Genomic DNA, 20,752 nt, shown 5'->3' on the forward strand with positions numbered 1-20,752 from the left:
CTATCACGAGGGGGAAGACTCGGTCTCACGAGGCTGATGTTCTGCAATCGGCAGGGTGAAGTAAAACGTTGCCCCCTGTCCGGGCCTGCTCTCGCACCAAATTCTTCCGCTGAGATGGTTGATGATTTCACGGCAGATCGCAAGTCCCAACCCGGTCCCTTTCGGAAGCCCCTTTTCGGGCCGCGCCACTTGATAAAATTTGTTGAAAATCTTGTTCGCTTCATTAGAGGGAAGGCCGATGCCGGTATCGCGAACCCCGGTGAGAATTTCCCGGTCGTTCGATCGTTTTGCAAAAACGACCACCTGACCCTTCTCGGTGAATTTAATCGCGTTTGAAAGGAGGTTGTTCAGGACCTGGATGAGATGATCCCGATCTCCTTGCACCGGCGGCAGGTCGACTTCCGTTTCCACCCGCAGGTCGATCTTTTTGGAATCGACCAGAGAGTGGGTCGCTTTAACGGTGGTATCGATCAACTCCGCCAGATCGAGCGGTTCTATGTTCCAAGCGATCTTTCCCGCTTCGATTTTAGAGAGATCGAGGACATCGTTGATCAGCCGAATGAGCCGGTCGGACTCTTGATTGATAATCTGCAGAAACTCCCGCTCTTTTTCCGCGCTGATGTCGTCATAAGAGAGGAGGATCTCGATAAATCCTTTAATCGACGTCAGCGGGGTTCGGAACTCATGTGAGACCTTTGAAACGAAGTCGGATTTCAGCTGGTCGACCTTTTTGGTCTCTTCATAAAGCCGGATGTTCTCGACCGCCACGCCGATTTGATTTCCGATCGCCGCCAACAGTCCGAGGTCTTGATTGATGAGCGCGGCGGGGGTCTGATCGAAAAGGGTCAAGGTCCCGAGGATGTTTCCCTTTGAGCGAATCGGGATCGTTACAAAATTCGGAAAAGAGATTCCGTTGAATGGGATTTCTTCCAACGATTCGCCGAAAGAGGAGATCGCCGCCCCTTTCTCGATGACGTGACGGAAGAGAATGTCGCTGTCTTTGCGCCGCTGGTTGGGATTCTCGCCATAGAGCGGAAGACCTCTTGAAGAGATCAGAAGCAGCGGGCCTTTGGCCTCTTCAAGCAGATGGATAATTCCTCCCTTCATGCCGAAGATGGTTAAAACGGTGGAGAGGGCCTCATCGAGCAGCTCTTTTAAATTGAGCGATTTACTCAGCGTGGATGCAATCGTGTAAAGGGCGGAGAGCTCCCGGTTCTTCGCCGCCAGATCCTGTGTTCGCTGCGCTACTTTCTGCTCCAGCTGCGTATACGACTCCTTAATTTTGGCCGCCATTTCGTTAAAGTCGGAGGCGAGATCCTCAATCTCATCCCCCGTCCGGATGTCGAGCGGCTCTTGAAGCGCTCCATGGGCAATCTGTTTGGTTCCCTTCTGGAGCTGCTTGATCGGCTGGACCAGCCGCCCGGTGGTGTAGGAGATGAAAAAGGCGAGCATCCCCATGCCGAGGAGGCCCGACCCTGCAACCCATCCGAGGAGGGTTTGAATCGGTGCATACGTTTCCTGTGGATCCTGGCTGGTGAAGATATACCACCGATGGTTGCCGAAGCTTCCTTGAACGGCGCCGGGGACGATCACCGGAGCGAAGCCGTTGATCGAGCGTTGTCCCGGATAATGAACGTCGGCCAGGCTGGTTCCCCACCCCGGCTGCCCCCGCGTAATCTCTTGAATCAGCTCGGGGCGGAGGGTGTGGTTTTTGACGAGAAAGATCGGACAAAAGAGGAGATTTCCGTCCGATCCGGCGAGCATCGTATGGTCGGTCTTCGTCAGCTTCACCTGGGTGACCAGCTCGAAGAAGTTTTTCACCGACTGCACCATCAAGAGGACGCCGATCGGACGCTTTCCCTGGGCGCTGTATATGGGAGTGGCGATGGAAAGGGTGTACATCTCAGGGACATTTTTAAAAGGCGTTACCATCTCGATGTCGGAAATATACTCGCGGCCTTCCGAGGCGCTGAAGATCTCCTTCCACCAGGCTTGATCTCCGAAGTAAATTTCTTTCGGCTCATCGGTCGCCGCGACAACAATTCCGTTTTGGTCGATAATGAGCGTGCCGAGATCTTCGTCCGTCCGCGCCGGTTTGAGATGAAAGGTCTTCAGGCTCCGGGATGCGGGGTTATTTAAGAGCCGCTCCGCCAAAAGAGAGTGGGGACCCTCGCTCTGCCAGGCGGTGCGGATCTGTCCGATTCGATCTTGACTCGGCTGGAGGAACGGGAGATCATAAAGGCGGCCCGATTGGTTCAGGATGTCGAGCGTATCGGAGGAAGAGGTGAGGGCGTAGGCCTCTTCGATATGATGTTCCAGTAACCGGGTGAGATTCTTGCTTGTCTCCTCCGCGGTATGTTGAAACTCCAAACCGATGTTCCTCTCGATTGCCCCTTTCCCCACAAAATAGATCACGGTCAGGCCCAACGCCCAGGTGAGGCCGGCGATAATCAGGATCGAAAAGACCATCCGGGCCTGAAAGCTGCGAGTCTGTTTCATTATGCGTGTGATCATTAACGGAGCGCTATTTCTCTTCACGCGGGCTGTGAAGGGGTTATAAAAATGCCCTCATTCTATCATCCGACCTGTGATAAGTCAAAGATAAGTCGACAAAGAAAACAACTCAAAAAATATTGATTTATTTGAATTTAAGCGCTGATTCTGTTAGGCTTTGACCGGTTTCGCGGGAGAGGTTTATGTTAAAAGAAGTGAAGCGAAGGGTCGCGTTTGGGGTCACCCTTCTCCTGTTGGCGGGGCTGGCCTATGCGTTCGGTCGCAACCTGCAGTTCCCGTCGGGAAAGATTCATCTCGATACGGCACTATCGCAGCTGCCGTATTATGCGGCTTATTCGCTGATGCGGATGCTCTTCGCCTATCTTCTCTCGTTTTTTTTCTCGGTCCTTTACGGCTATGTTGCCGCAACCGTTCCGAAGGCCGAGGGGCCGATGATCGCGATCCTCGATGTGCTTCAATCGATTCCGATCCTGGGGTTTTTCCCCGTAGCGGTATTTTTTTTCGTGAATCTGTTTCAAGGAAGCCGTTGGGGGGTCGAAGTCGCCAGCGTCGTGCTGATCTTTACTTCAATGGCCTGGAACATGGCTTTCAGCGTCTACGAATCGTTTAAGACCATCCCCAACGACCTGATTGAAGCGGCCGACGGCCTGGGGATTCGAGGCTGGCTCAAATTCGAGAAAGCGCTCTTTCCGATCTGCATTCCAAAGCTGATTTACAGCAGCATGATCTCCTGGGCGGGCGGCTGGTATTTCCTGATTGCCTGTGAGATCATCGCCATCGGCTCGATCCGTTATCACCTGCCCGGCTTGGGAAGCTTTCTGATCGAATCGGTCGAAAGCGGTCAGCTTGGGCGAACCCTTTATGGTCTTCTTTTTTTAATTGCCATCATCGTTCTCCTCGACCTTTTTATCTGGCGGCCGCTTGCGGTCTGGGGAGAAAAATTTCGGTATGAATTTACCATGACGTCTGCGATCCCGCCGACCTCTTTTGCGCTTCAATGGTACCGGCGATTTCGTACAAGCCCGCTCTGGCGCTGGACCAAAGCGGTTGTTGCGACATCGGCCCCGGTTCTGAAGCTTCCGAGCCGCCTTCTTTTTCCCGAGCAGGGGCTGGCCCAACGGACCAGGAAGGTGATTTGGCGGCGGTGTCGAGGGTGGATCGGATATGTCACGCTGGCCGCGGTCTTTTTTGTCATCGGATGGAGCTTTTTTTTGCTGATCCAGGGGCTGGCCCGGCCGCTTCCAAAAGAAGCTGATTTAATCCCGATCGCACTCCTGGCCTCGTTTCTTCGTTTGGCGGTCGCTTATCTTCTTGCCCTTGCTTGGACCCTTCCGGTCGCCTTCTGGGTGGGGGAGAATCCGCACGCGGCGCATTTCGTCACACCGATCGCTGAGATCGGCGCCTCCATTCCTGCGACCGCCTTGTTTCCATTCTTCATTCTCTTGGCGGTCCATGTCTTGGGCGGGATGAATGGAGCCGCCATTCTATTGATCTTAACCGGGATGCAGTGGTATCTTCTCTTTAACCTTATTGGAGGGGTCCAAAGTATTCCGGGGGATCTGAAGGAGGCGGCAAAAGCGCTGGGGGTTTCAAAGTGGCTCTATTGGCGGCGGCTTTATCTTCCGGCCGTTTTTCCGTCGCTTGTAACCGGGAGCATTACCGCCTGGGGAGGGGGATGGAATGCCTTGATTGTCGCGGAGTATGTGGTTTACCGGCGAGAGACCTATTCGGTCACCGGCATCGGCGCCCTCCTCGATCGGGCGACCTACGAGGCGGGGAACGAGCAGATGATGCTCCTCTCATTGATCACAATGGTCGTTACGATCACCCTTCTCAATCGGTTTTTTTGGAGAAGGCTTTATCTTTATGCGGTAGAACATTACAAGATCGATTATTAATCCCGTTTTAGGATTAACCGCCTTTAAATGAATCTGTTGGAAATCGAAAAAGTCTCGAAGTGTTTCAATCAGAACGGCGCGATGATGCCTGTTTTGAAGGAGATCTCTTTCTGCATTCGGGAAGGGGAATTCATCGCCCTGGTCGGTCCTTCCGGATCGGGGAAAAGCACCCTCTTGCGCATCCTCAACGGGCTGATTCCGCCGACGGAGGGCAGGGTCCTTTATGAGGGGCGGGCGCTTGGCTCGGTCAATCTCGATTCGGCGATGGTCTTTCAGTCGTTTGCCCTCTTTCCTTGGCTGTCCGTTTTACAAAACGTCGAGCTGGGCCTGGAGGCGCGCGGGTTGCTTCATGAGGCGCGCCGAAAAAAAGCGCTCCATTTTATCGAAAAGGTCGGACTCGACGGCTTTGAGGAGGCGTACCCCCGCGAGCTCTCGGGAGGGATGAAACAGCGGGTCGGAATTGCGCGCGCGCTTGCGGTCGAGCCGAAGATCCTCTGTATGGATGAACCTTTTTCTGCGCTCGATCCGCTCACCTCGCTGACGCTGCGGGAAGAGGTGTTGATGCTCTGGGAAGATAAATCGATGCCGGTGAACACAATCATCATGGTGACGCATATCATCGAGGAGGCGGTTTTCATGGCTGACCGGGTCTTGGTTCTCTCCACCCATCCGGGGACATTGGTAGCCGATATGTTAATTAATGTGCCTCGGCCGCGCGATCGGAAAGACCCGGTGTTGAATGAATTCAGCGATCGGATCTTCTCATTGATGGCCTAAATCAGCGACCGGTTTTTGCCTGTATTGTTGTTCTCCACACGGCTAAAACCGAACGCTCTTATTATAAGGAGAAGGTATGGAAGTTGAAGCTTTGCCCCACGGTGTCACGTCGAGCAAAGTGATTGGGCTGCTGGAGTATTTAGACGACCACCATGGGAAGGAGGATATCTACAAGCTGGCCGAAGCGATCCATTATGAATTGGGAGAGCTCCTTGCCGTGATTAAAATGACGGAGATGCTCGGCTTCGTGGAGACCCCCGGCGGAGATGTCGTTATTACCGATCTCGGACGAAAGATTCTCAAGAGCAAGGTGGCACAGCGAAAGTTAATCGTTCGAGAACAGCTCAAACGGCTGAAGATTTATCAACGTCTGATTGAGGCACTCCAAAAATCGGAAGAGGGGCGTCTCCATAAGCAAGCCATCCTGGAGGAGCTTGCCGCGCTTCTTCCTCATGAAAATGCGGAAGCGCTCTTTAAGACCGTCGTCAATTGGGGAAGGTACGCCGAGCTATTGGGATACAATCCCGACACCCAGACCCTCTATCTCGATGAGGAGTCGTTCCCTCCGCCCCAAGCTTAAAGAGGCCGATTTCATTCAGACAGGAGGCGCCTTTGATGTAGACGTTTCCTGCGACCCTCGCGCCGCATGAAGAGGAACCCCTTCTTATTCGTCCTCTTTGCTCTCCCTGGCCCTGCTGTTCTTCGGCAGCCGAAAATCAAGCTGTCCGTTCTTGTGAAGGTAATGAATGACCTCATGCGGAATCGATTCTTGAGAGAGGATCTCCTCTTCGGAAAGGGCCCCTTTCTTGAGCTGATCGATCAGCCGGTTTTGCGCTTCAACCCGTTCTTTCCGCTGGTGGTAGTCGCGATAGACGAGGGAGATTCCCAGCACGGTAATCACCGCCATCATCATCCAGAAGACCTCGTGATTCATCTCCACATGAAAGGACTCGAGGACCAGCTTGGTCCCGATGAAGAAAACCAGCTGATAAGCGAGGTCCTCAAGCCGCGGGAATTTTTCCAGCAGGCGAATAAAGAAGCTGGAGACGAAGCGGAGGAAGACAATCCCCATGATTCCGCCCAGCCAGACGATCAGCAGCTTGTCGCTCATCGCGACCGCGGTGGTAATGCTGTCGATGGAGAAGGCAATGTCGGTCAGCTCGACGATTCCCACCGTCTTCCAGAAACTTCCGGCCGTCTTCGGTTTGAGCTGATAGCCCTCCTCTCTCTTAAAGAAGAACATATGTTTCATCGCCAGGTAGAGGAGATATCCTCCCCCAATCAATTTGAAGAGGGTCAGTCGCATCAGATAGGCCGCGAAGACGAGCGCCACGAATCGAAAGACAAAAGCGCCGACGAGACCGTAGGTCAGCGCTTTACGCTGCTGCTCTTTTGGAAGGGTTCGGACCAGAATGGCGAGGACCAGGGCATTGTCGACGGAGAGGATTCCCTCCAAAATCGCGAGTGTCCCGATCGTTAAAAGATCAAAAAGTTGAAATGCGCGCGCCTCCGCAACGATCTGCGCTAAGAAAGAGCTGTCCATCAAATCTCCATGTAAAGGGTCGATCCCGTTCGATCGGTCATACTTGGCGCCGGATCTCCTCCCACAACGTTCGGAGAGGAAGGTCATTCCGCCGGGCGATTTGACGGACATCTTGAAACTCAGGTCGCTTCCGGAGCACCCGGCCGTTTTGCGAGGCGCTCTTCACCCGCACCGTGCCGCGGGAGGTCTTTTGTCTTCGGATCTCCCGTTCGAGCTTTTTTCGTCCGATTTTCTGAAGACGGACGCCGAGGGTGGTCGTCTCCGTGAAGAGCGTCTGCACCACCGCGTCGCAGGCGGAGGCGGGGCTGAGAAGGGTCAGCAGGATTGCCGGCCTTCCCCGTTTCATAATGATCGGGGTGAGGAAGACGTCGAGCGCGCCGGCGGCAAACAAGGCTTCCATGACGTGCTCATAGAGCTGCGGGTTCATGTCATCAATGTTGGTCTCCACCTGGACGACCTCATCTTCAGAAAAGACCGGCGCTTCCTCTCCGATGAAGAGACGAAGCAGGTTCGGCGTCGCCCGCTCCGCGGTCCCTGCGCCATGGCCGATCTTCTCGACGGTCAGTTGCGGAAGGGGAGAGAACTCGGACGCCAGGGTCGTGATGATGGCGGCGCCGGTCGGCGTCGTCAATTCTCCTTGAAGGCCCGTTGCATAAATGGGGAAGCCTTTTAAGAGGGCGGCGGTGGCGGGTGCCGGGATCGGAAAAATACCGGAGCGGGTCTTGACCGTGCCGGTCCCGACATGAAGCGGGGAGGCGACAATCCGATCGATCTTCAGTAAGGAAAGGCCGATGATGGCGCCGCAGACGTCGGCCAGCGTATCGACCTCGCCGACCTCATGAAGGTGGGTTCGATCGGCGCGGCGGCCGTGTACGGCGGACTCGGCTTTTGCCAGCCGTTGGAAGATCTCCAGCGACTGCCGTTGGATCGGTTTCGAGAGGTCGCTCCGGTGAATCTGCCGCTCAATCTGTGCAAAGGTCGTCAGCGGCGGGAGCTGTTTGCGATTGATCACTTCTACTTTCGTCGCGGCGAGCCCTCCTTTGCGCACGCGACGCGCCTCGACCGCACAGCCGGGGAGCTTGAGCTTGGCGATTCCTTCTTGAAGTGATTTAATCGGAAGGCCGGCGTCGACCATCGCCCCGAGGATCATGTCGCCGCTGATTCCGGAGAAGCAGTCAAAATAGGCGGTTCTCACTTATTCTCCATAGAAAAGTTTTTCCCTACCGGTGTGCGACGAAGTCGGCGAAGTCGGCTTCGATGCTGGTCATGATGCCGATTCCATAAGCCTCCTCGCCGGGAGGTTCGCCGTGAAGTCGCTTGAAATGATCGAGGACATTGATTGTCTCGGTGACCCACTCGCCGGCTTCCGCCGGACCGCTTCGGAGGACCAGGGTCGAAGCGCTGGTAAAACCGCCGGAGACCTCTTCTCCGACCGGCGCCAGGCTGCTCCAAAGATACTTCGTAATCTTAGGGATACCGAAGAAGTCCCGATCCAGGGAGACATAAATCGCCGCCCGCTTCTCCTTTTGCGAGTCGACCGGAACGGTCTTCATCCGCCATTTCCAGCTGAGGAGGGGATATTGATGCGGATTCCATTTCATCTTTTTGAAAAATCGATTGGGCCGTCCGCTCGCGGCAAGGTAAGAATGATCCCCCTCTTTCCGGATCTGATAAACCTGCGTGGGATCCGGCGTCTCTTTTTGCGCGATCCACCCTTTTGGCAATCCCCGCTCGTCCGGAGCAGAGAAGTCTTCCAGGATGATCGAGGCGGGGCTCTCCTCCGAAAGTACGCTCGAAGGAAAGAGCGGAAAGGTGAGCATCAATAAAATAAAGAGAATAATTTTTTGCATGGGGAGTGGATCTCCTTCTACCATTGACGGCGCGGCGCTTATCATACCAAATCGACGGGGGGATTTCTATGGGAGGAGGTCAGGGCCGCTTCGCCAAGATGCGATGGGCCAGGATGGCGGCGCCGAAGCCGTTGTCGATGTTCACCACGGCCACCCCCGCGGCGCAGGAGTTGAGCATGGTGAGGAGCGGGGCGAGACCTGCGAAGCTTGTTCCATAGCCGACGCTGGTCGGTACAGCGATGACCGGCTGGCCGAAAAGCCCGCCCGCCACACTTGCCAAGGCGCCGTCCATGCCGGCGATCACGATGATCAGATCGGCTTTCTCGATCTTCTCGCGTTGATTGAGAAGCCGGTGAACCCCTGCGACGCCGACATCGTAAAAGGGAACCACGGTATAACCGAGCAACGCTGCGGTGACGCGGGCCTCCTCGGCGACGGGAAGATCGGCGGTGCCCCCCGTGAGGAGCGCAATTTCACCCGGCCGCCGATCGACGGCATCGTGTGTAATAACGATCGTCCGAGCAAGCGGGTTATATTCGGCCCGCCGGAATTTTCTCCGGATTTTGCGGGCGAGGGCCGGCGTCACCCGGGTGGCAAGGGTAGGGGTCCGCGTGGCACCCATTTTTTCGAGGATGGCCAATACCTGCGCGTCGGTTTTGCCGGGAGAAAAGACAACCTCCGGGAATCCTTGTCGCAAACTCCGGTGATGGTCGAGATTGGCGAACTCTATCGATTCATAAGGGAGTTGTCGCAGTCGCTCGAGCGCCGCCACGATGGGGATTTTTCCCGATTGAACCTCCTTCAATAACTTTTCAATCGATTTTTTATTCATGACGAGCTCGAACCCCGCGCATCCATTCTGGCCGAGATATCTAAGACGGTATGGGCGATGGAGGTGATATGGGAGGTGATCCGCCGGAGGTTGGTTAAGACATCGAGGTGGATCGACGTCGACTCGATTGTCTCCGAAATCCCTTCGTGAAGCCGCTGAATATGGGAGGCCGACAGCTCCCGTTCCCGCTGGCGAATGCGTCCCTTTTCCTGGATGACCCGCTCGGCCAAAACGGGGTCCCTTGCCGCAAAGGCGGCGATTGCGAGATCGAAGTCGTCGGAGATGATCTTATGGAAATCGATCACCTCTCTCAATCCGGCATCGGAGAAGCGAAGACCGGTATAGAGCTTCTTTCGCGCCATCTCAATGAGGTTCTTGTCGATGATATCGCCGATGTTCTCCAGGTCTTTGGTCAACTCCAAAATCGCCATCTCCCGGGCCGACTCTTCCGGGGTCAGTGCATTCTGGGAGAGGCGCGTCAGGTAGAGCTTGATCTCTTGGTTCAACCGGTCGACAATCTCCTCGCGGCGCTCGATCTCCTCCAGCAGCGATTCATTCCGCTCGGTGAAGAAATGGGGAACCTTCCGGAACATTTGGCGAACGATATCGGCCATTCGGAGGGCCTCTCGGGCCGCCTGCTCTAATGCGATGGAAGGGGTATCGAGGAGATTGGTATCGAGATATTTCGGCCGGGCGGGATCTTCGTGCGGCGGCGGAGCGCTCACCAGCCAGGTGATCCATTTGGCCGCCGGGACGGCGAGCGGAAGAAAAAGGAGGGCAAGGCCGAAGTTAAAAAAAGTATGGGCATTGGCAATCTGTCGAGGGACCGCGCCGGCCGTTCCTGCGATCCACGTTTCGAACGGAGAAAGAAAAGGATAGAGCAAGAGGGCGCCGACTACCTTAAAAAAAAGGTGCGCCATGGCAACCCGTTTTGCCTCTGCAGAGCCTCCGAAGCTGGCGATCCAAGCGGGGGCCGACGTTCCGATATTGGCCCCCAAAATAATCGGCAGCGCTCCTTTCAGCGTTAACAACCCTTCCCCGCTCATCGCCAAGGCGATTCCAAGGGTTGCAGCGCTGCTGTGAAGCAAGGCGGTCAAGAGCGCCGCCGCTGCAATTGCCTTGAACGGCGCTTCCTCAACCGATCGGAGGAGGTCTTGAACCCACGGCTCGGTTTGGAAGGGACGCATCCCCTGCGTCAACATGCCGAACGCCAAAAAAATAAAGCCGAACCCGAGAATCGCCATCCCTGCCGCCTTTGCCTTTTTTTTCTTGGCGATCGATTGAATGAGAAAGCCGATTGCAATGATCAGGGGAGAGAAGGTCTGAATTTGAAAAGAGATCAACTGAACGGTCAGGGTGGTACCGATATCGGCGCCCAGAATAATCGGGATTGCTTGGGGCAGGGTGACGAGACCCGCCCGGCTCAGTCCGACGAGAAGGACGGTGGTGGCGCTGCTGCTTTGCACGGCGGCGGAGAGGAAGGCGCCAAAGCCGGTCCCGAGGATCCGGTTCTTCGTCACGGAGGCGATGAGCGCTTTGAGCCCCTTTCCGGCCATGTCTTGAAGGCCGTTTCCGGCCAGCTGCAGTCCGTGGAGGAGGACGGCGACCCCACCTGCGAGGAGGAGGATCATCCGGAGGATGGATTCGATCTCCGGGGTCATTTCTTTTCCCTCGTCCGTTTGACCTCGAGCGGAATCTCACCTCCCCGCGCAATTTTCATCAGATCCATGACCGCCTGTTTGGGCCGTTTGTCCTCGAAGAGAATCCGATAGATCTCCCGGACGATCGGCATTTCCACCTTGTGCTTGAGCGCAAGGGCATAGGCCGACTCCGTCGTGTGGACCCCTTCCGCGACCATTTGCATTCCTTTCAGCACCTGCTGCAAGGGGACGCCTCGGCCGATCTCCTCGCCGACCCGTCTATTCCGCGAGAGGGTGCCGCTGCAGGTGAGAAAAAGATCGCCCATCCCGGAAAGGCCGTAAAAAGTATTAATGTCGGCCCCCATGGCGAGGCCGAGCCGGGCCATCTCCCAGAGTCCTCGGGTCATCAGCACCGCCTTTGTGTCGTAACCGAACCCCAGGCCGTCGGATCCGCCGGCGGCCAGGGCAATGACATTTTTCAACGCGCCTCCTAACTGGACACCGACCAGATCGCTGCTTAAAAAAAGCCTGAAGAAAGGGGTTGAGAAGATGTTCTGAATCCGTGCGGCCAGCCGGTAGTCCGCGGCGGCCAAGACGACCGCGGTCGGATGTTCGAGAACCACCTCTTTGGCGAAGCTCGGTCCGGAGATGACGGCGATTCGGTTGGCGGTCTTTCTTCGGAGGGTCTCACTGATTACGTCCGAGATCAGCTTCAGGCTTTTGCGTTCAATCCCTTTGGTGGCGCTGATGATAGGAATCTCCGGCGGCAATAGCGGCGCAATCTGCAGGAGGACATCGCGAGCGACATGAGAGGGGACGGCGAAGACGACCCATTTGGCGTTTGATAAGACCTCTTGAAAATCGGTGCTTGCTGCAAGCGTTTTCGGAAGGGGAACTCCCGGAAGGTAGGCGCTGTTTTCATGCCGCGTTCGGATTGATTCGGCCACCTCCTTCTCATACACCCACAGAGAGACGGAATGGCCTTTCCGCGCCAATAGACGCGCAAGCGCAGTTCCCCAACTTCCTCCTCCAATCACAGCGATGTTCACGTCCGTTCCCCACTTTGAATTGAATCCATTCGAAATTTATCCTATTGCCTTTTCAGACCCTTGTCAAGGAAACCGATGGATCATCCTGAATGTTTCCGCGATAAGAAGCGTCCCGCCGCCTTGTCGGAAGATAAGAGGTTGAAGTCGCAAAAGAGGGGAACGCCGGAATTCCAACGGCCGATTTTAAGCAGAGAGAAGCCTTGCTGGGGTGGGGATCTTGTGTTAAGCTTAGCGAGTAAAAAAGGGCTTTTTCATGTTAGAAGTAACGATTTTTATTCTGGGATTGTTGATCGGTAGTTTTCTGAATGTCTGCATTTATCGACTCCCGCGACAAGAGTCGATTGTTTTTCCCGCGTCGCACTGCCCGTTGTGTCAGGCGCCGGTCCAACCTTACGATAACTTACCGCTGTTGAGCTTTCTCCTGCTTCGAGGACGCTGCCGATCGTGCGGAACGGCGATCTCATGGCGGTATCCGTTGGTGGAATTCATTCATGCTCTCGGCTATCTGTTCATCCTTCATCAATTCGGTCCGTCGGTGCAGGCCGGGATCTATGCCCTCTTTTTCTCCTCATTGGTGGTGGTGATCTTTATCGACCTCTCGCATCAAATTATTCCGGATGTCATCACCCTTCCCGGGATGGTCTTAGGCCTTCTCGCCGCGTCGACGGTTCTTCCTCCCGGCCCGATCAATTCTCTGATCGGTCTTTTTCTCGGAGGGGGGCTTTTCTACTTGGTGGCGATCCTTTCCGTCGCCCTTCTTAAAAAGGAGGGGATGGGTGGGGGCGATATAAAACTCATCGCCATGATCGGCGCTTTTCTCGGCTGGAAGGGGATGCTCTTGACGATTTTTTTGGCCGCCTTGGCCGGATCGGTGAGCGGTCTCTTCCTGGTTCTCATTCGGGGCCGCAGCCGCGCGGAGCCGATTCCCTTCGGCCCTTTTTTGGCGTTGGGGGCGATGGTCAGCTTGTTCTGGGGTCCCGAGATCCTACACTGGTATCTTCTCCTCGGCCGGGCTTAGGCGGAGTCTCTGCTGAAGGGCCGGCCCGATTTCGCAGCGCAGCGATACGACACTAAGCAAGGAGACAGGTGACCTCTCCAAAGACCCGCTATCATCAAATCCGTCTTTTCGCATTGCTCTTCCTCGGGTTTTCCTCTCTTTTTTTAATTCTGCTGGCGATCTATTCCTTTCTACAGTTCCAGGCGCTGGGCCAGGCGCTCGATCTCAGCAATCGAGAGCGCCTGAAACTCCTTGCTGAATCGGTCCGCTCGGCGGTGACGAGCCAGCTCGATAAAGTAAAAACGGATCCCTCTTTTCTGGCGACCCTTTCTAAACAGAAAAGCCTGACGCGGATTGTGTTGGTCGATTCCGACGGGACCATTTTTGCCGATTCCCAACCGGAGACGCTTCTCAAAGAGGAAATCGATGCGGCGGGCCCGCGCTCGGCCTGGCAAACTGCGCTGGAGGGAAAGATGGTGGTAGAGACGTCTACCGAGCCGCGCTCCGGCGAGGCGTTTGGGCGAATATGGATGCCGCTCGGTGGCCGGGCGGGAGATCCGCGTCGGGCGATTCAGCTGATTGTGCCCCTCACCTCCCGCGGAGATTCGAGGGTTCACTCACTTTTTTTATTTATGAAATTTTTCGGGATCACCGGTGCGGGAATCTTAGGTTATTACCTGATCCGTCTTTTCTTTGTTCCGTCTCCATTCGCTTTCCAAGGTGCTGGCGAAGGAGCCGTCAATGAGACCGGCTTTGTCATGAGCACGTTTCAGAATCTGATTCAGCAACTCAAGCAGAAGGAACAGGAGCTGGAACGCTTGAAGGGAAGGGCGGAGGAGCATGCGGAGAGTGTCGAAAGCTATAATGAGAACATCCTTCAGAGCGTGACCAGCGGCGTCTTGACATTCAACTGCGATCGGATCGTCACGACCTTCAATGCAACGGCGGGAGCCATCCTTTATCTGTCACCCGATGCCGTGATGGGAAAATCCTATGAAACAATCTTCGGGAAAGATCAAAAGATCGCCCGCATTCTCGAGGAGACCTTGAGGGGAACAGCGGTTGCCCGCGAGGAGTGCGAGGTAGATCGCTCGGATGGAAAGAAAATCTGGCTGGGGATGAACACCTCCGTGCTTCGCGACAGAAGCAACAGAACCATTGGGGCGACCCTGGTCTTTACCGATTTAACCGAGATGAAGGCCTTACAGGACCAGGTGGAACTTAAGAAGCGGTTGTCGGTGATGGGGGAGATGTCGGCGTGGATCGCCCATGAGTTTAGAAACTACATGGGGACGATTTTAGGCTTCTCGCGTCTCCTCTCCAAAAAGATTGAGCCGAATGATCCTCGGCAAGAGATGATCAAAGCAATTACGACCGAGCTGAGTGCAATGGAGCGATTGATCACGGAGTTGCTCGATTACGGCCGCAAAACCGTCATCCACCCTTTGCGCACCCCCATCGGGTCGATCCTGGAAGAGTTAAGGGAGCAGTTTGAGGGGGCGGGTGCCTATCCGAACATTCGTTGGAACCTCTTGTTCAAAGATCCATCAGAGATCGATGTCGATCCAATATTAATTCGGCAAGCTTTTTTAAATTTAATTCAGAACGCATTGGAGGCGATGGAAGGTGAGGGAGAGATCAGCATCACTGCCGCTACCCGATCTCCTGGAATAATGGAGATCAAGATCAAAGATATCGGTGTCGGCATCTCCAAGGAAAATCTGGACAAGATCTTTCTTCCTTTTTTTACTACGAAAGAGAAGGGAACCGGGTTGGGATTGGCCTTGGTGCACAAAATCGTCTTGGCGCATGGCGGTCAGATATCGGTTGAGAGCGTGGAGGGTTTTGGGACAACGTTTACGGTTCGCCTCCCCCGTCAGATACCGCTTGACATCGGCGCCCAAATGTAAATAATGCCCGAAGGGCTGTTTCGCCCCGGAGGGCTGTTTCGCATTGAGAAGTAGGAGTGATCATGGAGACCATTTTAATCGTTGAGGATCGAGAGAGCCTTGCGCAGATGTTATCGCAGGCATTGGCCGGGGCCGGTTATCAAGTGGTTTGGGCCAAAGATGGCAGGGAAGGGATTGCAAAGGTTCGGGAGGGGAAGATTGACCTCGTTGTGACCGACCTAAAGCTTCCTCACAAAACCGGGCTGGACGTCCTCCATGCGGTCAAAGAGCAAAACTCATTTATTCCAGTTATTCTAATGACCGCTTATGGGAGCATCGAAACGGCGGTCAAGGCGGTAAAGGAGGGGGCCTATGATTTCATCACCAAACCTTTCGACCCTGATCATCTCTTGCTCCAAATCGAGAAGTCGCTTGAGAAGCAGCGGCTGGTCACGGAAAATATGATTCTTAAGGAAGACCCGACCCATCAGCTTCGGTTCCCGAAAATCATCGGGAAGACCCCGGTGATGATTGAAGTGGTGGAGCAGATGCGGAAAGTTGCGCCGGGGAAAACCACCGTGATGATCGGCGGGGAAAGCGGCACCGGAAAAGAGCTCTTTGCACGCGCCATTCACATGCTGAGTCCCCGAGAAGATAAATCTTTCGTGGCAATCAACTGCGCTGCAATTCCTCGCGATCTCTTGGAAAGCGAGCTCTTCGGGCATGAGCGGGGTGCGTTCACCGGTGCAGTCGGCAAGAAAGTGGGTAAATTCGAGTTGGCGGACAAGGGAACGATTTTCCTCGATGAAATCGGGGAGATGGACCTGGGTCTTCAGGCGAAATTATTGCGTGTTCTGGAAGAAGAGGAAATGATGCGTGTGGGAGGGACCGTCAAGGTAAAGATCGATGTCCGCGTGGTCGCGGCCACCAATCGAGACCTGATGCAATTGATCCAACATAAGACATTCCGCGAAGATCTTTATTATCGGCTGAATGTTTTCCCGATCGTCATTCCTCCTCTCCGGGAGCGGAGAGAAGATATCCCGGCGCTGGTCGATCACTTCACCTCATACTATTCAAAAGAAATGAAAAAAGAGGTCAAAAAGGTCTCTCCCCAGGCGATGGATATGTTGATCGCGCATTCCTGGACCGGAAATGTCCGCGAGTTGCAGAACGCCATTGAGCGGGCGATCATCCTCAGCGATGGCAACGAGCTCCTTCCCGAACATTTTGGCCTCAAGCCGAAGGTCCAGGAGGAGTTCTCCCTCTACGATATCGATATGGAGGGAACCCTCCAGGAGGTGAGTGACAGCGCAACGCGGCTGGTCGAGTCGAAATTGATCCGAAGGGTATTGAGTGAAACCGGCGGGAATAAAACCCGGGCGGCTGAGATTCTACAGGTAAGCTATAAGACGTTATTAACCAAGATTAAGGAGTACGGAATAGAGAAAGGAGAAACGGCGAGCTAATTCGACTTTATCTTTCGACCGGGAGAGTGTATCTATCCGGCGCTTTCAGTATCTATCTTATCCGTAATACAATCCTTCCTATAAGATGCTTATTCATAGATAACCGCTTAACACTCTATTTTCTCAATACTTGTAGTACTTAAGAGATAAAAACTAAATTGGCACCCTTGTTGCTATTGTCCCCTGCTTAGAACAACCTGGATCTCTTCCGCAGGGGGATTCAATAACAGGGGAGCCGTAACGAATGATCGCATCATCCCAAAAAGGATGCACCCTCCTAGAAGCAATGATTGTCTTGGCGATTGTCGCCTCTTTATCGGTCATCAGCCTCGCCTCTTTTTCAACTCAAATCACGCATAACTATCTAACCGATGCCGATCGGGAACTGATCGCCGATCTAAGACTAGTCCGTCAGAAGGCGGTGACGGAGGGGATTTCCGAACCGGTTCGGTTCGATCCGGAAGGCCGCAAGTATATCCTTCCCGGTCTCGGCGAGCGTATCCTTCCGCCGAAGGTTCGTTTTGGACTCAAGAACGGGGTCCCTCCTTTGCCGGACGCAGTGCTTCCCGAAGACGGCGTCAGCTTTCGGGACAATATCTTGACTTTCCAAGCGAACGGAACGATTGTGGGGGTGGGCGGGACCATCTATCTAACCAATGATCCTGCACATAATGAAACGGTTGCGATCTCTGTGATCACAACAGGGCGGGTCAAAATCCGAAGGTGGGATGGCCATGTGTGGCAATAAAGATCAAAAAGGATTTTCGCTTCTCGAGGTTGTCATCGCAATGCTTGTTTTATCGGTCGGCCTGCTGGGTGTGGTCAGTCTTTTTGAAACCGGTTTCAAAGCACTCCGAACCGCAGATAAACAGGGAACTGCAGTGCAACTGGCGAAGGGAAAGATGGAAGAACTTCGCGCCGGCGATCCGACACTTCTCACCAGTGGTCAGGACGCGCCGGATGGGATGGTAAGGGACTGGACGGTTGAACGGAGTGTGAGAGATCCAAAGATCTGGGTGGTCGAGGTCCAGGTTATCTGGAAATACGGACGCCCACGAAATCAAGCGGTCTCGGTCAAAAGTTTCATCTTTCATTAATAAGGAGCGGCCAATGGCTTGGATAAAGCTGAACGATAGAGGAGCGACTTTGATTGAACTCCTATTCTCATCAACCATCATGATCGTCGTAACCGCCTCTTTTTATCAGTTGATCGGGTCATTCTATCAAAGCTATCAAAGTCAGGAACAAATAGCCGAAGTCCAACAGCAGGCGCGGGTGGCGGCGGACCTCCTATCGAGAGAAATGCAAATGGCCGGATATGACCCGAAAGGATCTCTCTTCCTCCCTGACAACAAGCCGAATGAAAGCAGGCAAACCAAGGGGACGAGCAAAGTCGGCTGTGAAAAGAAGCCTCATCCGGCGGAGAGAATTCTGGAGGCGGCGCCCGGGGTCATCCACTTCTTGGCCGACCTGAACGGAAGCACCTTCGTCGATGATTCCATTTCAACACAGAAGGACCTTGATGAGGATGTCCGCTATGAATGGGTCGGGGCGGGTGGAATTGATTCCTGCGGGACGAAAAGGACCCCTTTTACCCTCTATAGAGATACCGGAGGAGGGGGAGGTGCACAAGAGGTCGCGACCGATATTGACTCCTTAAAACTGGCTTATTCTGATGAAGAGGGTCGGTTATTCCCTGAGAGGTCTCTGACCGAGAGTGAGCGGGCGCGCATCCGAAAAGTGGTCATGACCGTGCACGCTCAATCGGACCCGAGAACACAGCACCTTCCGTCGCAAGGAGGTTTGCAGGGCCGACAGGTCACTTTCGAAGTGCAGTTGAGGAATATGTAAATGGAGAGCCCCTTTGTAAAAACGCTATCGAATGAGAAGGGGACCGCTATTTTTGCGGCGCTGATGCTGCTGATCCTTGCTACCGGTCTCGGCCTGCTTGCATTCCATGTTTCTTCAGGAGAACTCCAAATTTCGGCTTATGGAGAGCGCGAACTTGCATCAACCTACCTGGCGGAAGCGGGTGTGGAGAAGATTCTTTCTTGGGTTTCCAACCCAACGAAATCCCCCAACCCGACCTTCTTTGCACGGTTGCCGGCGACCCATTGCTCTGGAGAAAAAGCTTCCCCGGATTTTCAAGTCTCCGACGCGTTAATGAACGACCTCAGTGAAGGACCGTTTTCCGAACTAGGAAACCGGGGAAAGCTATTCGACCTTCGTCTCTTTAAGCCCTCCCATCCGGATGGAATTTGTACGATTCAAAGTGCGGCGGTTGTTGGAAAAGGAACGGCGAAGGTGATAAGGGTTGAAATCGGACGGAATCCGCTCCCGCCGATCACCGCCGGAGTCCAGGGATTCGGCGAGACCGGTGTCGCCTCTTCGGTATGGGGGCATTGGGGACCGGTTCGTTATACCGGAAATGTTCGGCTCGGAACAGCCTTAAATAAAATTCCGGTGGTTAATCCTACGCTCTCTCCGTATGCTTATCCATATACAGAGCAAGGACCCAACGAAGATCCGGTGACTGAAATCCATGTTCAAAAGCAGATCAATGGCCCCTTAACCCAGGGTTATACGAATGTTTTCGAGAATGACTCCACCGTCGGCCTCGACTCGGTCATGCCGACTAAACAGGACGACATTAAGAATTTCATTAAAGGCCATGGAGGCTACTATGTCGTCTCGCCGTCAGGCCGTTTAGAGCAGAATGGGGTCGATCGAGGGGCATTTGATGACCTCTTTGGTGACCCGGGAGATGATTACGCCTTAGCCTGGATTGACATTGTGCCGGGATATAGCAGTTCCGATCCGATCCGCCTGGGGCGGAAAAATTATCGAGGGTATTTTTATTTTTCAGGCAACGTTCAGGTCCAAGATGATCCATTCCAAATCGGGATGACCGTCGAAGCTCAGGCCCATCCATGGTCTTCAAGGCTTTCCGGTTCGGTAACCCTCAATCATATCCGCCTGGATGGACTGTTTTACGCTTTGGGCGCTATTGAGCTACAGGGCCCCTTTTCATCCTACGGCGCCTTTTATGCCGGGCAAGGTTTCACCGGCCCCGGTGCTGAAAATTTACAAGTTTGGTATGATAATCGCCTTCGCTCGTCTTATGTCGGAGTCCCTCCCGTTACACGGTTGAAGGGAACCTGGCATTCACTTCCAATATCGGATATGTAACCCGTTACATAGTTACTGATCCCTCCCATTCCTAGTGCTTGTCTTCCATCCAAGACTTGACCGAAAGAATTTCAAGTAACTCATTAAATAATCTCGTAAAAGTAGGTTTATCCTACATAGGTATATATGGTATGGGAGTTGCACTTGTTCCCTGAACAAGGGAGAGCGAGAATGAATCAAAAAGGATTCACGGTTATAGAGATGGCAATTATTGGTGCGATCATCGGTATCCTAACAGCGATTGCAATACCGAATTTTCAGGTATGGGTTGCAAATCAACGGTTAAGAAATAGCATGGCTCAGCTGGAAGGAGACCTCCAGGTTGCGCGCCTTACCGCGATTAACCGGAACGTGCCCGTGACAACTTTATTTAATCAGGCGGGGAGCAGTTATACCGTTTTTGTCGATGACGCGACTGGTGGAGGAATCGCTCGGAATCTTATCCGAGATGGGGCGGAGGAACTTCTCTTCTCGAGGACACTTGATTCCGGTGTGACCTTTTCGGCAATCAATATGACTGCCAATGCTATCCTTTTTAATGGGAAAGGTCTTCGTTGGAGACCGATTGCTGATCCGGCCCAAGCTCAATTAAATGGCGGTCAAGGCCAAAAATATTGCGTCAACATTACGCTGGTAGGGGATGTTAATGCTGCTATTTGTTAGAAATTGGAAAAATCTTTGTGTCATCGGTCGTGAGAAGGGCTTTACCCTCATCGAGGTAATGATTGCCTCAATTATACTGGCCATTGCCCTTATGGCCATTGCAACTGCGGAAATTACTTCTGTAGGAACAAACCGGACCTCGAATGGTATTACACAGGCTACAGCATCCGCTGAGGAGATCCTTGAAAGAATGCGCCGAAATCAGAGCAATCTGACATCTTATAGCGGACTTGATACGAATAACCCTGCGACCCGTCCCGCCGCCGGGACGGCACAGACTGACTATGATCAATGGAAGGCGCGCCTAATTAACGGAGGAAGAGGACAGGTTTCAGTCGCTCCCGGGTCTCCTATCACAGGTATTTCTTTAGTCACGGTAACGATTGTCTGGACCGATGTTTTACAAAGAACGATTACACTCCAGACCACTTTTTGAGGACGG

At 54.0% G+C, this 20,752-nt stretch carries 18 protein-coding genes and 1 pseudogene; 12 read left to right on the forward strand and 7 right to left on the reverse strand.

The features are described 5' to 3' along the window. Nucleotides 1-3 precede the first annotated feature (3 nt). Nucleotides 4-2,499: a GAF domain-containing protein gene (locus tag HY282_17330; GenBank protein MBI3805514.1), complete on the reverse strand. Its 2,496-nt coding sequence runs from the start codon at nt 2,497-2,499 to the stop codon at nt 4-6. A 197-nt stretch (nt 2,500-2,696) separates the two neighbouring features. Between HY282_17330 and HY282_17335 the strand changes: the two genes are divergently transcribed. The 3 genes from HY282_17335 to HY282_17345 all read left to right on the forward strand — a co-directional run bounded on the left by HY282_17335 (nt 2,697) and on the right by HY282_17345 (nt 5,769). Next, nucleotides 2,697-4,412, forward strand: coding sequence for an ABC transporter permease subunit (locus tag HY282_17335; GenBank protein MBI3805515.1), 1,716 nt, complete (start codon nt 2,697-2,699; stop codon nt 4,410-4,412). Nucleotides 4,413-4,439: 27 nt separating this feature from the next. Further along, the gene (locus HY282_17340) at nt 4,440-5,189 is read left to right on the forward strand and encodes an ABC transporter ATP-binding protein (protein ID MBI3805516.1); all 750 of its coding nucleotides are present in this window, start codon (nt 4,440-4,442) and stop codon (nt 5,187-5,189) included. Between the two features lie 76 nt (nt 5,190-5,265). Continuing rightward, complete coding sequence (locus HY282_17345; GenBank protein MBI3805517.1) at nt 5,266-5,769, forward strand: AAA-associated domain-containing protein; 504 nt, start codon at nt 5,266-5,268, stop codon at nt 5,767-5,769. Nucleotides 5,770-5,853: 84 nt separating this feature from the next. On the opposite strand, the gene HY282_17350 is transcribed toward HY282_17345, so the two are convergent. From HY282_17350 to HY282_17375, 6 genes are all read right to left on the reverse strand, one after another. Continuing rightward, nucleotides 5,854-6,732, reverse strand: coding sequence for a TerC family protein (locus tag HY282_17350; protein ID MBI3805518.1), 879 nt, complete (start codon nt 6,730-6,732; stop codon nt 5,854-5,856). A gap of 37 nt (nt 6,733-6,769) precedes the next feature. Further along, nucleotides 6,770-7,927, reverse strand: coding sequence for a nickel pincer cofactor biosynthesis protein LarC (gene larC / locus HY282_17355; protein ID MBI3805519.1), 1,158 nt, complete (start codon nt 7,925-7,927; stop codon nt 6,770-6,772). A gap of 25 nt (nt 7,928-7,952) precedes the next feature. Then, nucleotides 7,953-8,582, reverse strand: a complete 630-nt coding sequence (locus HY282_17360) for a DUF3047 domain-containing protein (protein ID MBI3805520.1) — start codon at nt 8,580-8,582, stop codon at nt 7,953-7,955. A gap of 79 nt (nt 8,583-8,661) precedes the next feature. Continuing rightward, entirely contained in the window at nt 8,662-9,414 is a 753-nt protein-coding gene (gene larB / locus HY282_17365) for a nickel pincer cofactor biosynthesis protein LarB (GenBank protein ID MBI3805521.1), read from the reverse strand. Beyond that, nucleotides 9,411-11,075, reverse strand: a complete 1,665-nt coding sequence (locus HY282_17370) for a Na/Pi cotransporter family protein (protein MBI3805522.1) — start codon at nt 11,073-11,075, stop codon at nt 9,411-9,413. The genes larB and HY282_17370 overlap by 4 nt, the downstream gene beginning before the upstream one ends. Continuing rightward, nucleotides 11,072-12,103, reverse strand: a complete 1,032-nt coding sequence (locus HY282_17375) for an NAD(P)-dependent glycerol-3-phosphate dehydrogenase (GenBank protein ID MBI3805523.1) — start codon at nt 12,101-12,103, stop codon at nt 11,072-11,074. Before HY282_17375 ends, HY282_17370 begins: the two co-directional genes overlap by 4 nt. Before the next feature lie 253 nt (nt 12,104-12,356). Here HY282_17375 and HY282_17380 point away from each other — a divergent pair, with 253 nt between their 5' ends. The 9 genes and pseudogenes from HY282_17380 to HY282_17420 all read left to right on the forward strand — a co-directional run bounded on the left by HY282_17380 (nt 12,357) and on the right by HY282_17420 (nt 20,746). Next, nucleotides 12,357-13,121, forward strand: coding sequence for a prepilin peptidase (locus HY282_17380; GenBank protein MBI3805524.1), 765 nt, complete (start codon nt 12,357-12,359; stop codon nt 13,119-13,121). Between the two features lie 68 nt (nt 13,122-13,189). Further along, nucleotides 13,190-15,010, forward strand: coding sequence for a PAS domain-containing protein (locus tag HY282_17385; protein ID MBI3805525.1), 1,821 nt, complete (start codon nt 13,190-13,192; stop codon nt 15,008-15,010). Nucleotides 15,011-15,072: 62 nt separating this feature from the next. Further along, entirely contained in the window at nt 15,073-16,458 is a 1,386-nt protein-coding gene (locus tag HY282_17390) for a sigma-54-dependent Fis family transcriptional regulator (GenBank protein MBI3805526.1), read from the forward strand. A 244-nt stretch (nt 16,459-16,702) separates the two neighbouring features. After that, on the forward strand, nt 16,703-17,206 hold the full coding sequence (locus HY282_17395) for a hypothetical protein (GenBank protein ID MBI3805527.1): 504 nt from the start codon (nt 16,703-16,705) through the stop codon (nt 17,204-17,206). Next, nucleotides 17,187-17,555 (forward strand): prepilin-type N-terminal cleavage/methylation domain-containing protein, encoded by a 369-nt coding sequence (locus tag HY282_17400; protein ID MBI3805528.1) that lies wholly within the window; start codon nt 17,187-17,189, stop codon nt 17,553-17,555. The genes HY282_17395 and HY282_17400 overlap by 20 nt, the downstream gene beginning before the upstream one ends. Before the next feature lie 13 nt (nt 17,556-17,568). After that, the gene (locus HY282_17405; protein MBI3805529.1) at nt 17,569-18,309 is read left to right on the forward strand and encodes a hypothetical protein; all 741 of its coding nucleotides are present in this window, start codon (nt 17,569-17,571) and stop codon (nt 18,307-18,309) included. 63 nt (nt 18,310-18,372) lie between these two features. Further along, complete coding sequence (locus HY282_17410; protein MBI3805530.1) at nt 18,373-19,647, forward strand: hypothetical protein; 1,275 nt, start codon at nt 18,373-18,375, stop codon at nt 19,645-19,647. Nucleotides 19,648-19,818: 171 nt separating this feature from the next. Continuing rightward, nucleotides 19,819-19,920 (forward strand): annotated as a pseudogene (locus tag HY282_17415) (prepilin-type N-terminal cleavage/methylation domain-containing protein). Nucleotides 19,921-20,293: 373 nt separating this feature from the next. Beyond that, complete coding sequence (locus HY282_17420; GenBank protein ID MBI3805531.1) at nt 20,294-20,746, forward strand: prepilin-type N-terminal cleavage/methylation domain-containing protein; 453 nt, start codon at nt 20,294-20,296, stop codon at nt 20,744-20,746. The last annotated feature ends 6 nt before the right edge of the window (nt 20,747-20,752 follow it).

It is taken from the genome of Candidatus Manganitrophaceae bacterium, assembly GCA_016200325.1.
Classification (GTDB): domain Bacteria; phylum Nitrospirota; class Nitrospiria; order SBBL01; family Manganitrophaceae; genus Manganitrophus.